This is a genomic window from Streptococcus milleri, assembly GCF_900636525.1.
Taxonomy (GTDB): Bacteria; Bacillota; Bacilli; order Lactobacillales; family Streptococcaceae; genus Streptococcus; species Streptococcus hominis.
Window position 1 is genome coordinate 541,284 of record NZ_LR134288.1, and the last position, 15,984, is coordinate 557,267.

The following is a 15,984-nucleotide window of genomic DNA, read 5'->3' on the forward strand; positions in this document are numbered from 1 at the left end:
TCTAACTATCTCATAGTTCGATGACAGTAGAAAGGAGATCATCATGGCTGATTTACAAGAATATAAATGTCCAAATTGTGGTGGTGCTCTTGAATTTAATAGTTCAATTCAGAAAATGAAGTGTCCTTATTGTGATTCCGAATTGGATATGTCAAGTTTGAAGGAATTGGATGAACAATTAAAAACCCAGACCGATGAAAATATGACCTGGAGTACGCAAGCTGGTGGTGAATGGGATACAGGCGAGATTGATCAACTGTCAGTTTATGTCTGTAAATCTTGTGGTGGTGAAATTGTTGCTGACGAGTCAACAGCAGCCACTTCCTGTCCATTCTGCGATAATCCTGTCGTTATGATGGGACGTTTTGCTGGTGATTTAAAGCCAGATTATGTGATTCCATTCAAATTAGATAAAAAGGCAGCAAAGGCGAGTCTGAATAAGCATCTCATGGGGAAACGTCTCTTGCCAAAAGTTTTTAAAGACCAAAATCATATTGATGAAGTAAAGGGGGTTTATGTTCCATTCTGGCTTTTTGACACAGAAGCAGATGCGGATGTTCATTATAAAGCAAGCAGGATTAGAACATGGAGTGATAGTGAGTATGACTATACCGAAACAAGCTATTTTTCAGTTATTCGTTCCGGTCAGTTAGCGTTTGAACATATCCCAGTAGACGGTTCAAGTAAATTGGATGATCAATTAATGGAATCCATTGAACCCTTTGATTTTTCAGAAGCTGTTGATTTTCAGACAGCTTACCTAGCAGGATACCTAGCAGATAAATATGATGTCGGAGCCGAGGAGAGCATTACTCATGCTAACAACCGTGTCAAGCAAAGCACGGAGGAAGCCTTTGAAGACACAGTTACGGGGTTTTCTACTGTTACCCCAGAATCTTCGAATATCCGCTTGATAAATGGTTCAACTAAGTATGTTCTCTATCCAGTTTGGCTCTTAAATACGACTTGGAAGGGCAAAAAGTTTGTCTTTGCGATGAATGGTCAGACTGGTAAATTCGTCGGAGATTTGCCCTTAGACAAGCAAGCTTATAGACGTTGGCTAATTGGACTGGGCGTGGCGGCAAGTTTAGTTAGTTATGCGGCTGTATGGATGATTCACTTACTGTAAGAAGGGAGGATAAGATTATGTTGAAGAAATTCATAATTTTACTGACAACTCTTCTTCTCTCCTTTCTCATGATTGGGACTGTCTGTGCAGAAGAAACCAGCTATATTCGTGATGAAGTCTCAGCCTTTTCAAGCAAGGAAATAACAGAGATTAACAAAGCGGCTAAAGCTATTGAAGAACAATATCATTTTAAAGTTTACTTTTTGGCAGCAAAATCAGTAGGTGAAGGTGGTATTTTGGCCTATGCTGAAAAGGTTTATCAAGAATCTGCAGGCACAGCTGAAGGTATTCTCCTTGCTGTTGATAAAGAAAAAAATGAATGGATCCTATATTATGCTGGAAACGCTAAAGAAAAGCTAGGCGCAAAGAGTGATGACATACTTTGGCAAGCTTTTGATAGTGGGAAAAACAACTATAGTGGTGTTCGATATTATCTCAATAAGGTAGTCAAATTGCTAGATACATCAGCTAATAAATTACTTGTAGATGATGCTGATTTGCTGAAGCCAAAGCAAGAAAAAGCCCTGTTAGCAAAGCTCAAAGATATTAGCAAACGCCAAAAATGTGATGTCGTTGTTGTGACCGTCAAGAGTCTGGAAGGAAAGAGCGCCCAAGACTTCGCAGATGACTACTTCGACTACAATGGCTACGGTCAAGGAAAAAATCACGATGGGGTGCTTTTCGTAGTCAGCATGGAAGATCGGAAGTGGCATATTTCAACGACAGGATACGGCATTACTGCTTTTACAGATGCTGGCTTAGACTACCTGTCAAAGCAGTTCTTACCTGATTTAAAAGATGGTGACTACAATGCTGCTTTTACAACCTACGCTGAGCAGTGTGATGATTTCCTCACTCAAGCACGAAAAGGACAGCCTTATGATGTAAAAAATCTCCCTAAGGAGCCCTTAAGCTGGTACTGGATTCCAGGAGCATTGGCTATCGGCTTTGGTCTCGCCTTTCTCATCGTAACAGGAATGAAAGGTCAGCTCAAATCTGTTTATTATAAAACCGGAGCCGCTGATTACATCAAGAAAAATAGTCTCCAGATTACCAATGCTCAAGAATTCTTCCTCTACTCAAATGTAGATAAGAAAGCAAAACCGGAGCCTAGCAGCTCCAGTGATTCTGGGGGTAGTAGTACACATACATCTTCCTCAGACAGAAGTCACGGGGGTAGTGGCGGAAGTTTTTAGATGGATAATAGTGGAAGTTTAAAAAGGTCAGGATAGTTATGCTGGCCTTTTTATTACACTTTATTTTACAACGGGGCGAATTTTAAAATTTTCAAACGATGTTGTCCACAATAATTTTATTTCTAGGGGAATTCAACGAGGAATGGTAAAAGCTATCAATTTGCTTTACATCATTTTCTAAATCGGAAAGAATGTCTTTATCTGACAGTTGATTGTCATAAAGAAAAGCCGCAAACATCTTTCCTTTTATATTTGTATTGAAGTCTGCAATGATTTTTGCATAGAAATAGCGTTTGCCTGCCAAACCTAAGACAATCAGCATATTTCCAAGAATTCCCAACATCAAGATTTGCCAGAGAATTTTTAAATTTTTCGATTGAAAACTATCAATAATCATCCGAACGAGCGTTGGGTTTAAAACTGACTCAATCCATGTCAGCACGATAAACAGAAGGTAAATCGTCAGTAGTTTTTTTGAAATAAATCGTTTCAGCATATCTGATAAATCCTTATAAAACATATGAATACTTTAAAAACTCTCAAAAAGCCGTTTGAGAGTTTTTAAGCGCGCCTTAGGAATTTTTTAATCAAACTGAGAATTTTAAATTTAAGTGGTTGTGGATAATAGCGGAAGGTACCCATTTTGCGAACAATGTAGCCATTGAAGTTTTGTTTGAAACGGAGAACGCCGTCAGACCCGTCGAAAATTCCTGTAATGCCAAGAAAATTGTAAAAAGGAATGTTTCGCTTGAGAGCTTCTTTCATGACATATTCTTGGAGAAGTGCTGGGGCGTAGAATTTGTTAAATTCAGGATAGGAACCACTAAAGAGGTAAGTCGCTTCCTGTGATGTATAGATAAAGAGGCTGCCTGCAAGAACTTGGTCTTCTGTTCCATATTTATCTATCAATTCTTGCGCTTCGGCTTTGCGTGTTTCAAAACTTTCAAATTGGCTAGAGAATTCACGCAGTTGATTGTGTTTTTTCTCTGACTGAGGATTTTTTTCTAAATCCGCTTTTAATTTTTGAATTTTTTGTTTTAGTTTTTCTTGATCATGTTGCAGATGTTGCAAATAATCTTGAAAATTAAGCGTTGCAATCATGAAGTCCGCTTGATTGCCAAAAGCATCATAGAAATCTTGATAATAATCTAATGATTTATCGCTATATTCACGACGTTCGGAGGTGGCAGAAGTGATTTCCTTGAAAATATTTAATTCGTCTCTCTTCAGTTTTTTTAGTTGAATGCCGAAAGTATTCGCTTTTTTGACGGTTGATTTGCCATTTTTGCTGAAGGATTTGATGAGGTCTTTTTCGGTAAGACCTGCCAGATCTTTGACATAGTGCCAATCAGGTTCGCCACCTGGATAACCTGTCTGCAAGCCATCAAATTCATAACCTAAGTCTGTCAAATCTTTTATCAATTCTGTTTTTTCGAGCGAAGTAGGCTGTCCATTACTGTCAAATGTTTGATAAGTTTCATAAGGTTTGACAATTAGCTCTAAAGCACCATTTTCTTTGGCGTAGGTCTTGAGTTCACGGTAAAAAGCTTGCAGGTCGTGAGGATTTGTTGAAACAGGACCGCAATTGATTTCCATGTGAAGTCCGCCTGTCATGGGCATACTGTAGAGCACAGCTGAAATGGTTACTTCACCGTATTCATTTGTGTGACCGACATATTGGCAAGTAAAACCGCGTTTCTCTAAGAGCTTTTCCATTTCTACTGTTTGCATAAAAGAACGTTGATTGCAAGACGCGCTATGGTTTACAAATTCTTCCTGACTAAGTTGTCTGAATGTCATACGATTCCTTTCTTAGTGTTTGCTGCGGAATTTCTTTCTCAAAGTATAAGCAAGGTTAGAGAGATGATAGAGTGGATTGGTTGGCAAGTTAAACTCTCCGACAAACTCTTCAATAGTCGGGTTGAATTTAGATTTGAAGTGGTAAAGCCCGCCGTCTAAATCATTTTCAACACCGCCCATATTTTGCCAATTAGCTCCGCGTTCAAAAGCGTGTTTAGCGGTTTCGTACCAAGTGAGGAGAGCTGGTTGGTAGCGGCGGTATTCTTCGTCCATCCCAGCATAGATATTTTCAGAGGTAGTTCCATATTCGAGAACCAAAGTTCCAGATAGAGGCACTGTCATGGCTCCTTGAGTCATTTTTTCTACTAAGAAGTCCATTTCTTCTTGCAGTCGTTTTTGTTCCTGCTTGTTGTTTTCAATTTTACCGGGCTTGGTTTTTTCAGTAAATTTGCTAGCTTCTTTTTCAGCTTTGGATTTTTGTACTTGGAGACTTTCTAGACGCTCGTTTAAATCAATACTTGCAAGTGTGATATAGGAATGCTCAGGGTAGGTATCCAGCAGTTTTTGATAGTAATCCTGCCCGCGTAGATGAATGCTTTTCCGATTCTCTGTTTTTTTCATCAAAGCAGAGAAATCATCCAAAAGCTCTTTGCCACCAAATTGGACTTGAATACCTTTGTTGCGTGCGGTGCGAATGGCTTGGCGTGTACTTTTTGATAAAAGTTCTTCGCTGAAATTATCCTTGTAAATATTTGCTTGAAAACGTGGTTGAATCGTTTCATCAAGTGATTCTGTCCGTCCCACCCAAATCGCTCCAGCTTTCTGGAGATTTTGAATCACGTCAAGTGTTTCTTGCTGTTCTTTTCTGTCTTCTCCAATTTGAGCCTGCACGAGGAAAAGACTGGGATCAAACTTGATAAAAAGAGCTTTTTTAGTTTTGGCAAATTTTTTTAAAGAAGTCAGAACAAAGTGTAGCAATTCCTGATCTTGATAGTCCATAATAGGGCCACGCGGAATATAAAGCATGGTCATACTGAGCGGCAAAGGCTTGATGAGAATGCTAGCAGAAGCCACTAATTGGTCATTCTTGTAAAAACCAATTCGTTCATTGTCCCAATTATCTTTGACCTTTGCCCAAGAAGCGCTTTGAAGCAAATTGGTTTGAGAACTTTTCTTAACAAAATCATCGTGTTCTTGAGCAGATATTCCGATTTTATAAGTGTACATTAGTTTAAAACCCACTCTCTAATAGCGTATGCAACGCCGGATTCATCGTTTGATTTGGTAATATACTTGGCAATTTTCTTCAACTCGTCAGTCCCATTTTCCATTACAACAGGATTTCCCACGACTTCTAGCATTGCACGGTCGTTTTCTTCGTCTCCAATTGCCATGGTCTCCTCTTTTGTCAATCCTAATTTTTCTGCTAGATGCACGACTGCAGCTCCTTTGTTGACATTTTTTTTGACAATTTCTAAGTAAAAAGGTGCAGATTTGACGAGTGTGTACTTATCGTACAATTCTTTTGGAAGTTTAGCGATTACTTGATCCAAAATTTCTGGTTCGTCAATATACATGATTTTGACAATTTCTTTATCTACCATTTCTTCTGGAGTGCGGTAGTAGACTGGCATATTGACCAGCCCAGCTTCGTAAACGGTGTATTTTCCAATGTTACGGTTAGCAGTATAAATACCGTCCTTAGTGATAGCGTGCATGTGAACCCCTAGCTTGCGACTGAGGCATTCGATATCCAGATAATCTTCATAGGACAAAGGTTCTTTGATGTATTCTTCCCCAGTGACTGTATCTTGAACCAGCCCGCCATTGAAGGTAATGACATAATTACCTGGCTCATTTAGATGTAATTCTTCGAGCAAATTTCTCACTCCTGGAATGGGACGTCCGGTTGCAATGACAATCTTTACTCCAGCAGCTTTGGCATCTTGTACAGCAGAAAAAACTTCTGGTGTGACTTCTCTTTTGTTGTTTAATAAAGTTCCGTCAATGTCAACGGCAATTAGTTTAATGTTCATGTTCGTGTGATTCTCCATAAATAAATTGATCGTTTTTGATATACGACAAGAAAGTCTTACTATTTTCACTAAAAAGTCCAGCTTCTTTCAGCATTTCTTTTGGGAAATAGAAACGGTTGTCGCCATGCCTTGTGCCTGCTAATGTTTCGACGATAGGGGATAAAGTGGATAACTCAGCGAGGCTACCATCCTTTTGGATAATTTCAATCTGAGTGCGTGGTTTTTCGACATCTGGACGATAAAAATCATAAGGCAGATCAAAATTGCGGTGAATAGCGGTATAGTAGTCAGGATCAAAACCGACTTCTGCAACCAAATCCCGCATAACATTCAGATATTTCTCATTTTCTTTTGAAAAAATAATGGATTTAAAGACTTTGCGGTTGATGAAACGCTGTGCCAAGTCAGATAAAATCGTATCAGGGCTTGTCATCCAGACCTGGAAATAAGTATTCATCACGCCGTCATCCAAAGCAAGATAATCTTTTAAAGTCACTCTTTTTTCAAAGAAAGGAATAAGGTTGGGAGAAGAGAGCGCAAAATAGTCTTTCTGTTTTGCGTAGAGAAATTTCGCTCGCTTGAGCAAGTTTTGCAAGAGCACTTCCATTGCCCGACTAGCAGGGTGAAAATAAACCTGCATATACATCTGGTAGCGACTGACGACATAGTCTTCCACGGCATGCATACCATTGCGTTTGAAAGCGATACCATTTTCAACAGGACAAATAACGCGCAAAATCCGTGTTAAATCAAATTGCCCATAAGAAGCGCCTGTGTAGTAGGAGTCTCGCAAGAGATAGTCCATGCGATCGACATCAATCTGACTGGAAATGAGCTGCACCACCTGTTTGTTTGGATAGGTGTGATTGATAACGCTGGCTACTTTTTCCGGAAAATCAGGCGAAACTTGAATGAGAACTTGGTTAATCTCTGTTTCAGGGTTTGTGATAATCTGGCGTGTAATTTCCTCGTGGTCAGTATCAAAGAGACGCTCGAAAGTATGTGAATAAGCACCGTGACCTACATCGTGCAAGAGTGCTGTTGCCATGACAAGTAAGCTTTCATGACGATCCCAAACCTCTGGATATTTTTCGTCAAATATCTTTGTGATTCGTCTTGAAATTTCATATGCTCCGAGGCAATGCGAAAAACGGCTGTGCTCGCCTCCGTGAAAAGTATAGCCGGAAGTTCCTAACTGTTTAATGCGGCGCAGTCGTTGAAATTCTTTGGTGTTTATTAAATCATAGATGACTTGGTGATCCACATGAATGTAATTGTGGACGGGATCACGAAATACTTTTTCAATCATGGCTCTATTATACCACATCTCGTCTAGCAGTCCAAATAACAAAGTAGTCTATAAACTCTTAAAATAGCGATTCAAACTTGCTGTTTTAATTCAAAAATTTTCCCATTCAGAGCTATAGCAAAATAAAAGTATAAGAAAAAATGGAAGAAATATTTTTGATTTTCTGCTAAAATGAAAAAAGAAATAGGAAGACGAGGAAATTTGAAGAGTGAAAATTAGAATCCAAAATCGAATTCAAATAGATGAGCAAGTAGAGCAAATTGACCAAAGTTACGATGTAGATTGGACTCAAAAAGGCGCTTATCATTACTTGCGTTTTGAAAATGAAGAGAATGAAAATGTTGTTTTGAAGTTTCAGGATGAAGAACTAGTCATAACACGCTTCTCTACTCCTAAATCTTTGATGCGGTTTATCAAAGGAGGAGAAGCCTTGATTGGAATTCCCACACCGGTCGGCATGCAGCAATTTATCACGAAAACAAGCCATTACCAAGTTGATTTGAAAAAGCAGACACTTGAGCTTCATTATCAATTGAGAACGCCTGACGGCGAGCGAACTTTTGCGGATTATCAAATGGAAATTTCGTGGAGATAGAAAGATATGAAAAGAAACCTTCCTAGTTGAGTGATGACGGCTATTTTCATTCTCAGTAGATTTATTTGGTTTTTTCTAACGAGAGGCGATAGGCTCTTTGACCTAGCAGGGACAATCATCATAGCCATTATTTTATTCATCTCGTCTTATTATTTGTTTGGTAAAAAAATAGATAAAAATTGAACTTTTTTTTGCTTGAAAAAATTGAAGAATTTGGTATAATAAAAACACTCAAGGGAGTAGCTAGCGGGATATCCGTTACAAGGTCGTCAATACGAAAGCAATTTCCGGCCTTGTATGAAACAGCGAGACTTGTTGCAATAAACAGGTCTCTTTTTGTTTGTCAAAAAGGGATCAAAGGAGGAAATATTTTGTCAAAAGAACAAAAACGCCAAGCGTTTTATACGCAAGGTTCGGAGGAAGTTTTAAAAAATTTAGAAACTTCTGAGCAAGGTTTATCAAGCAATGAAGCCGCTAAGCGTTTAAATGAATACGGACGCAATGAACTGGATGAGGGAGAGAAAAAATCTCTTCTGATGAAATTTATCGAGCAATTTAAGGATTTGATGATTCTTATTTTGCTGATTGCGGCTATTCTTTCGGTTGTGACTTCAGGTGGTGAAGATATTGCGGATGCCATTATTATTTTAGCCGTTGTCATCATTAACGCTATTTTTGGAGTTTACCAAGAAGGAAAGGCAGAAGAAGCGATTGAAGCGCTCAAATCCATGTCTAGTCCAGCTGCGCGTGTGCTGCGTGACGGACATGTGACAGAAATAGACTCAAAAGAACTAGTCCTTGGAGACATCGTTATGCTTGAAGCAGGGGATGTGGTTCCTGCCGACATGCGTCTTTTAGAAGCAAATTCTTTAAAAATCGAAGAAGCAGCTCTGACTGGTGAATCCGTTCCAGTTGAAAAACATTTGACTGTTGATGTAGCTGCTGATGCAGGTATTGGCGACCGCATCAATATGGCTTTCCAAAATTCAAACGTTACATATGGACGTGGAATGGGTGTCGTTGTCAATACAGGTATGTTTACAGAAGTCGGTCATATTGCTGGTATGCTCCAAAATGCTGATGAAACAGATACCCCACTCAAGCAAAATCTAAATGGTCTTTCAAAAGTGCTGACCTATGCGATTTTAATCATTGCAGCAATCACTTTTGTGGTCGGCGTATTCGTTCAAGGAAAAGACCCGCTGGGCGAATTGATGACATCAGTCGCACTTGCTGTGGCAGCAATTCCAGAAGGACTTCCTGCTATTGTGACCATTGTCCTGGCACTCGGCACACAAGTTTTGGCGAAGAGAAATTCCATTGTCAGAAAGCTTCCTGCAGTTGAGACGCTTGGCTCGACTGAAATTATTGCTTCTGATAAGACAGGGACCTTGACCATGAACAAGATGACGGTTGAAAAAGTCTTTTATGACGGCAGTTTGCATGAAGCAAAACAAGATATTGACCTTGGACTCGACTTACCGTTGCTACGTTCCGTTGTACTTGCTAATGATACTAAAATTGACCAAGACGGGAAACTCATTGGTGACCCAACAGAAACAGCCTTTGTTCAGTATGCACTTGATAAAGGGTATGATGTTAAAGCTTTCTTAGAGAAATATCCTCGTGTCGCAGAATTGCCATTTGATTCTGATCGTAAGCTTATGTCAACCATTCATCCTTTGCCAGATGGTAAATTCTTGGTTGCTGTAAAAGGTGCGCCAGATCAACTTTTAAAACGTTGTGTGGTTCGTGACAAGGCAGGCGATATTGCGCCGATTGATGAGGCAACGGCTCAGTTAATTAAGGAAAATAACTCAGGTATGGCCCATCAGGCTTTGCGTGTTTTAGCTGGTGCCTATAAAATTATTGATGAAATTCCAGAAAACTTAACATCTGAAAATCTTGAAAATGATTTAATTTTCACAGGTATGATTGGAATGATTGACCCTGAACGCCCAGAAGCTGCTGAAGCTGTTCGAGTGGCTAAAGAAGCAGGTATTCGTCCAATTATGATTACAGGTGACCACCAAGACACAGCGGAGGCTATTGCTAAACGCCTTGGAATTATCAATGATGATAGTAAAGACCATGTCATGACTGGTGCTGAGCTTAACGAATTGTCAGACGAAGAGTTTGAAAAAGTTGTTGGTCAATATTCTGTCTATGCGCGTGTATCTCCTGAGCATAAGGTGCGAATTGTCAAAGCATGGCAACGTCAAGGTAAGGTGGTTGCTATGACAGGTGACGGTGTAAATGATGCACCAGCCTTGAAGACAGCCGACATCGGTATCGGAATGGGGATTACAGGTACAGAAGTTTCGAAAGGTGCTTCTGACATGATTCTGGCTGATGATAATTTTGCAACGATTATCGTGGCTGTTGAGGAAGGACGGAAAGTCTTCTCTAACATTCAAAAGACCATTCAATATTTGCTTTCAGCCAATACAGCAGAAGTGTTGACGATTTTCCTTGCAACTCTTTTTGGCTGGGATGTGCTGCAGCCGGTTCATCTTCTCTGGATTAACCTTGTGACAGATACTTTCCCAGCTATTGCTCTGGGGGTTGAACCTGCTGAGCCAGGTGTGATGACTCATAAACCGCGTGGTCGTAAGTCTAGCTTCTTCTCAGGTGGCGTCATGAGTTCGATTATTTATCAAGGGCTTTTGCAAGGTGCTTTGGTACTCGGTGTTTATGCTTATGCTTTGATGAATCCTGTCCATGTTGGTGACATGAGAGCCATTCATGCGGATGCGTTGACCATGTCCTTTGCAACACTTGGACTAATCCAGCTTTTCCATGCCTTTAATGTAAAATCTGTTTATCAATCACTTCTAACAGTTGGGCCATTCAAATCTAAAACTTTCAACTGGTCTATTCTTGTTTCATTCATTTTATTGGCTTCTACCATTTTGGTTGAGCCACTAGAAGGAATTTTCCATGTAACAAAATTAGACTTTTCACAATGGGCAGCCGTTCTCATTGGAAGTTTCTCCATGATTATCATTGTGGAAATTGTCAAATTTATTCAACGTAAATTAGGCATGGATAAAAATGCCATTTAAGACAGAAAAGTCATCTTCGGGTGGCTTTTTTAATTGTCAAAGTATAATAAAAAATTGCCGTGAATGCGACAATTTTGAGTACTTATTATAAGCTATAAATACGGACATCTGGATCTTGTTTCCAAAGTGGTTGAAGTCCAACAAAAACATCATTTTTGAACATATCACTTTGTAGATATTTTTGAGCATGCTCAACAGAGTCAAAACCATGTAAAACTTGCACATCTTCTGTGCGAATAAGTAAGTTCTTGCTCACAGCCCCTTCGATAGTATCTAGAAATGGTTTGCGATAGTCATTATAAACTTTCGCTGCGGTGGGACGGTTTTCATCCGAAATATCTAGAGTGATTTGTAAATGTGCTTTAACTTGAGACATAGTATTAAGACTCCTTGTCTCTTTTCATTTTATTTGAATTTATTATAAAATAGTGCTATTTTAAATGCAATACGTTACCAAATTAGTGAGTAACTAACTATTTTGTAAGGAGGCAGATATGTATCAACGAAAAATCGAAAGAAAACTCCGCTGTCCATTAGAGTATGGGTTAGATATCTTTTGAGGAAAATGGAATTCGCGCATTATTTGTATTCTTTTTATCAAAGGTTCATTGCGCTATAATGAACTAAAAGCAGAAATGCTAGATATTACAGATACTGTTCTCTCTAGAACTTTGAAAAATAATATGGTGGAAAGACGACAATATAATGAAATCCCTATGCGCGTTACTTATCAGTTGACAGAAAAAGCAGAGCCTGTGATACCAATTTTTGAAATGATATGTCAATGGTCAAAAAAGTATTTAGCGCCTGATGATATTAATAATAGTATTTGTGGACAGTTTCCTAAACAGGATGGTGAGTTCTTCATCTTAACCGAGGAATAAAATGGTAAGAATAAAAGATAGTTTACAGCAGAAGTTACTTGATAATCAAGTGCGTTATGAAAGGGAAGAAATTCTTTGGATGTTAGATTATATCGGTCATCCTGATTATAAAATACGAGATGAGTTGATTTTCGTTACTCTAGCTAGAGCCATACAAGAGCAACTATTTACAAAGGAACAGTTTGATTTTGTAGCGATTGAGGCTCTAAAACGACAAGGACTCTTGTATAAAAAAGAAGAGGTTGGTCAAGCGACTCTGACTCGATCTTTTACGGCTTTATTATTAGCTAATTTGCTAAATGCGGATGCTAAGAAAAATTCACTTTATTTTAAAAGACTTTCTAGTCAGCAAAGAATGGCTCTATTTGAACAAGGAATGTCTTATTTGCTGTATGAAAATGATAGGACTGGCTATTCTGAAGAATATGGTTGGGTGCATGCCTTTGCTCATGGTGCAGATCTTTTAGTTGAGATTATTTGTCACCCAGATTTTCCTATAACACGAGTAAATGAAGTTCTACAAGTATTAGAAAAGATTTTTAAAAAAGTGAATTGGCGTTTTATCAGTGATGAGGACTGGCGTTTGGCACGAGTCATCTATCAGGCTGTTTTAAATGATAGACTCTCACAAACCAGAGTTGCAGCTTGGTTAACTTCACTTGACTTTCCACTAGAAAATTCAACAGACTTCTTACAATTTTCTAATGCTCGTTCATGCTTGTTAGAAGTTTATCTTCAGTTAGACAAAGAAAAAGCTCTCTCAGACGAGCTAAGAGAAGCTATTCAGTTGTTTTCGTACTAAATATCAAAAATGACAAGTGCATCTTCTAGTTCTTTTTGGAGGTGCTTTTTCTTATATGATTGGAAAAGAGATAAGTCTTTTACTGCATTATAGCGTTTGTGGAGACGGTACATTTGAGATATTTTGTATTGAGGATAATCCTCGAAGAATTGTTGGGTCAACTGCCATTCGCGGATGTAACCAAGAGGTCTTGTATGATAGCAGACACCGTCAATCATTCGAGCGGAGTGGCGGTGGTGAAGATGACCAAAGACAACATCTTTCACACCATATTTGACAAAGAGATTATGAAAGGCTTGACTGCCCAGAAAAGCATTAAAACGCTGAAAATAAGGGTGATTGTAAAGAAAATCTTTGTGAGGAACAAAATGCATAGCTAGGATAATAGGACCATTCAGAGAAGCCAAAATTCTCTCAAGTTGTTCTAGGGTCTGTTGAGTGAGTATAGGGTCATCAGTGTTGCGGTTCAATCGTCTATCAAACCAGAAAAATTGCTTGGTTCGTTTGTGTTCTTCAGGTGTTTTTTCGGGAACGAAGCCATAGTCATACCAACCTGCTAGGCTAATAAACTGAGTCTGTCCAAATGATTGTACATTGAAATTGTGCTGTTGAATGTCGTCTTCTGTCATTCCTAGCATGTCATGATTGCCTAAATTGTAAGAAACGGAGAAGGATTTTTTGAGTTTTTGTAAAAAAGGTAAACTAATATGCTCAAAGTCATTAGATAGATCCCCTGCAAAGTGAATGTGGTCAACTTTTTTCTTTTTTAGTAAATCAATCAAAATGGTGATGTCTTCATCGGTAAATTGGTTTGAATCCAAATGAAGAGCGCTCATAAATGCTAAATTTGTCATGCTCCTAGTGTAGCATATTTGAGGGACAATGAAAAAAATAAATTTTTCGCCAAAAATCATAGGAAAGTTTAAGTCTTTTGGTGTAAAATAGAAGTAAGTGGAGGTCTGCAGATGATAAAATTAGTAGCATTTGACATAGACGGTACATTTCTTCGCTCTGACAATACCTATGATGTGGAGCGCTTTGAGAAAATTTATCGAGCATTGCAAGACAAAGACATAAAAGTGGTCGTCATTTCAGGCAATCAGTATGCCCAACTGGCTTCATTTTTTCCAAAACATCAGGAGGAGTTGATCATTGTTTCAGAAAATGGAGCACTAATTTTTGAGGGTGATAAGCTATTACGAGAAGCAAAAATTGCTAGAACAGAGATTGAAAAAGTTTTAGATGTGCTTGTGTCAGAAGACTTAGAAAATGCAACAACTCTTTGCGGACTTCATTCTGCTTATTTGTTCAAGTCAGCACCCAAACAGTACAAAGAAGAAATTGCAATTTATTACCATACTTTGAAAGAAATCTCTAATTTTCAGGATTTGCCAGAAGATGATTTTGTCAAATTAGCCTTATTGGTGCCAGAAGAAAAAACAAACCAACTTCTTGAAAAGTTAAATCAAGCTACTGGTCAACTCGTTCAGGCAGTTTCAAGCGGACACGGTTTAATTGATATTATTCAAAGAGGCGTTCATAAAGGCTCTGCTCTTGAATTCCTTAATCAGCATTTTGATATTTCACCACAGGAGATGATGGCTTTTGGCGACGGTGGAAATGACATAGAAATGCTAGCTTATGTAGGTCACAGCTATGCGATGGCAAATGCTCCTGAAAAGGTCAAGAAAACAGCAATGCATCAAGCACCAAGCGATCAAGAATCAGGCGTTTTAGAAATTCTAGAGCGAAAGGTTGTAAAGGGGTGACTATCATGAATGTCATTTTGACGTATCTAACCTCTTAATATTTTTAGCCAGACGGCAACCTATCTAACAATCATGTAACAAAGAACGAAATTTCTTGATTCAGAATTAGAAATTTTATACAATAACTATTATTGGACTCTGTCAGAAATTAGAAAAAAATACTGACTTGTGATATAATAAAACGATATGTGAAAAGAGGTAAGTATGGATATTTCAGAAATTCGTCAAAAAATTGACGCAAATCGTGAAAAATTAGCTTCTTTCAGGGGGTCTCTTTGACTTAGAAGGTCTGGAAGAAGAAATTGCAATCTTAGAAAATAAGATGACAGAACCTGATTTTTGGGATGATAATATTGCGGCGCAAAAAACATCTCAAGAATTAAACGAACTCAAGCAAACCTATGATAACTTCCAGCAAATGGCTGATTTATTTGACGAATCAGAGATTTTGCTTGATTTTCTAGCGGAGGATGATTCTGTACAGGAAGAGTTGGAAGAAAAATTAGCAGAGTTGGAAACAAAAATGACCAGCTATGAAATGACACTCCTCTTGTCGGAACCTTATGATAATAACAATGCTATCCTTGAAATTCATCCAGGCTCTGGTGGAACAGAAGCTCAAGACTGGGGGGATATGTTGCTGCGGATGTATACACGCTTTGGCAATGCTCATGGTTTCAAGGTTGAAGTATTGGACTATCAAGCGGGAGATGAAGCGGGGATTAAGTCTGTTACCTTGTCTTTTGAGGGTCCTCATGCCTATGGTTTGTTGAAGTCTGAAATGGGAGTTCATCGATTGGTACGCATTTCGCCATTTGATTCAGCTAAACGTCGTCACACTTCTTTTACTTCAGTGGAAGTCATGCCGGAGTTGGATGATACGATTGAAATTGAGGTGCGAGACGAAGACATCAAGATGGATACTTTCCGTTCCGGTGGTGCCGGCGGACAAAATGTCAACAAAGTTTCAACTGGTGTTCGTTTAACCCACATACCAACGGGAATTGTGACACAATCCACTGTTGACCGCACACAATATGGAAACCGTGATCGGGCAATGAAATTGCTTCAAGCGAAACTCTACCAAATGGAGCAAGAAAAGAAAGCAGCTGAAGTGGATTCCTTAAAGGGAGACAAAAAAGAAATTTCTTGGGGAAGTCAAATTCGCTCTTATGTCTTTACTCCTTACACGATGGTCAAAGATCATCGGACAGGCTTTGAAGTCGCACAGGTCGACAAAGTCATGGATGGAGATATTGATGGCTTCATCGATGCCTACTTGAAATGGCGGTTAAACTAAATATTAAAATTTACGAGAGTGGCATAGACAACTATAATTGCAATGCAATCATGGTCACTTCTCCCACTCCCTCAACTATCTTACGAAAGGAACTCTTAA

Annotated in this window: 14 protein-coding genes and 1 pseudogene; 8 read left to right on the forward strand and 7 right to left on the reverse strand. The window is 38.8% G+C overall.

Annotated elements, in window-relative coordinates; all coding sequences use genetic code 11:
- Positions 1-43: 43 nt before the first annotated feature.
- Positions 44-1,129: a hypothetical protein gene (locus EL087_RS02695; protein WP_059220544.1), complete on the forward strand. Its 1,086-nt coding sequence runs from the start codon at positions 44-46 to the stop codon at positions 1,127-1,129.
- A 17-nt stretch (positions 1,130-1,146) separates the two neighbouring features.
- Positions 1,147-2,325 (forward strand): TPM domain-containing protein, encoded by a 1,179-nt coding sequence (locus tag EL087_RS02700; RefSeq protein WP_022525364.1) that lies wholly within the window; start codon positions 1,147-1,149, stop codon positions 2,323-2,325.
- Between the two features lie 91 nt (positions 2,326-2,416).
- Here EL087_RS02700 and EL087_RS02705 read toward each other — a convergent pair whose 3' ends face one another.
- From EL087_RS02705 to EL087_RS02725, 5 genes are read right to left on the reverse strand one after another with little or no spacing between them, the layout of a single operon-like run.
- Entirely contained in the window at positions 2,417-2,845 is a 429-nt protein-coding gene (locus tag EL087_RS02705; RefSeq protein WP_003028138.1) for an ABC transporter ATP-binding protein, read from the reverse strand.
- Between the two features lie 41 nt (positions 2,846-2,886).
- On the reverse strand, positions 2,887-4,125 hold the full coding sequence (locus EL087_RS02710) for an aminoacyltransferase (protein WP_003028136.1): 1,239 nt from the start codon (positions 4,123-4,125) through the stop codon (positions 2,887-2,889).
- A 12-nt stretch (positions 4,126-4,137) separates the two neighbouring features.
- A complete protein-coding gene (locus EL087_RS02715) occupies positions 4,138-5,352 on the reverse strand; it encodes an aminoacyltransferase (RefSeq protein ID WP_126406709.1) in 1,215 nt (404 codons plus the stop codon).
- On the reverse strand, positions 5,352-6,161 hold the full coding sequence (yidA, locus tag EL087_RS02720) for a sugar-phosphatase (RefSeq protein ID WP_126406711.1): 810 nt from the start codon (positions 6,159-6,161) through the stop codon (positions 5,352-5,354). The genes EL087_RS02715 and yidA overlap by 1 nt, the downstream gene beginning before the upstream one ends.
- Complete coding sequence (locus EL087_RS02725; protein ID WP_126408119.1) at positions 6,151-7,470, reverse strand: HD domain-containing protein; 1,320 nt, start codon at positions 7,468-7,470, stop codon at positions 6,151-6,153. Before EL087_RS02725 ends, yidA begins: the two co-directional genes overlap by 11 nt.
- 208 nt (positions 7,471-7,678) lie before the next feature.
- Here EL087_RS02725 and EL087_RS02730 point away from each other — a divergent pair, with 208 nt between their 5' ends.
- Complete coding sequence (locus EL087_RS02730; RefSeq protein WP_126406713.1) at positions 7,679-8,065, forward strand: DUF1934 domain-containing protein; 387 nt, start codon at positions 7,679-7,681, stop codon at positions 8,063-8,065.
- 371 nt (positions 8,066-8,436) lie between these two features.
- A complete protein-coding gene (locus tag EL087_RS02735; protein WP_126406714.1) occupies positions 8,437-11,130 on the forward strand; it encodes a cation-translocating P-type ATPase in 2,694 nt (897 codons plus the stop codon).
- Between the two features lie 85 nt (positions 11,131-11,215).
- Here the strand turns inward: EL087_RS02735 and EL087_RS02740 are convergent, their stop codons facing one another.
- Positions 11,216-11,506 (reverse strand): hypothetical protein, encoded by a 291-nt coding sequence (locus EL087_RS02740; RefSeq protein ID WP_126406716.1) that lies wholly within the window; start codon positions 11,504-11,506, stop codon positions 11,216-11,218.
- A 196-nt stretch (positions 11,507-11,702) separates the two neighbouring features.
- Here EL087_RS02740 and EL087_RS02745 point away from each other — a divergent pair.
- Positions 11,703-12,014: pseudogene (locus EL087_RS02745) on the forward strand (winged helix-turn-helix transcriptional regulator); the annotation flags it as partial.
- A 1-nt stretch (position 12,015) separates the two neighbouring features.
- On the forward strand, positions 12,016-12,816 hold the full coding sequence (locus tag EL087_RS02750) for a DUF2785 domain-containing protein (RefSeq protein ID WP_126406718.1): 801 nt from the start codon (positions 12,016-12,018) through the stop codon (positions 12,814-12,816).
- Here the strand turns inward: EL087_RS02750 and EL087_RS02755 are convergent.
- On the reverse strand, positions 12,813-13,670 hold the full coding sequence (locus EL087_RS02755; protein WP_126406720.1) for a metallophosphoesterase: 858 nt from the start codon (positions 13,668-13,670) through the stop codon (positions 12,813-12,815). The two genes, EL087_RS02750 and EL087_RS02755, sit on opposite strands and share 4 nt — an antisense overlap.
- Before the next feature lie 111 nt (positions 13,671-13,781).
- Between EL087_RS02755 and EL087_RS02760 the strand changes: the two genes are divergently transcribed.
- Both EL087_RS02760 and prfB read left to right on the forward strand, forming a co-directional pair.
- A complete protein-coding gene (locus EL087_RS02760) occupies positions 13,782-14,585 on the forward strand; it encodes a Cof-type HAD-IIB family hydrolase (RefSeq protein ID WP_126406722.1) in 804 nt (267 codons plus the stop codon).
- A gap of 204 nt (positions 14,586-14,789) precedes the next feature.
- A protein-coding gene (prfB, locus tag EL087_RS02765) for a peptide chain release factor 2 (protein WP_100069422.1) occupies positions 14,790-15,885 on the forward strand; the annotation gives its coding sequence in 2 pieces (ribosomal slippage) (positions 14,790-14,861 and positions 14,863-15,885; 1,095 coding nt in all).
- The last annotated feature ends 99 nt before the right edge of the window (positions 15,886-15,984 follow it).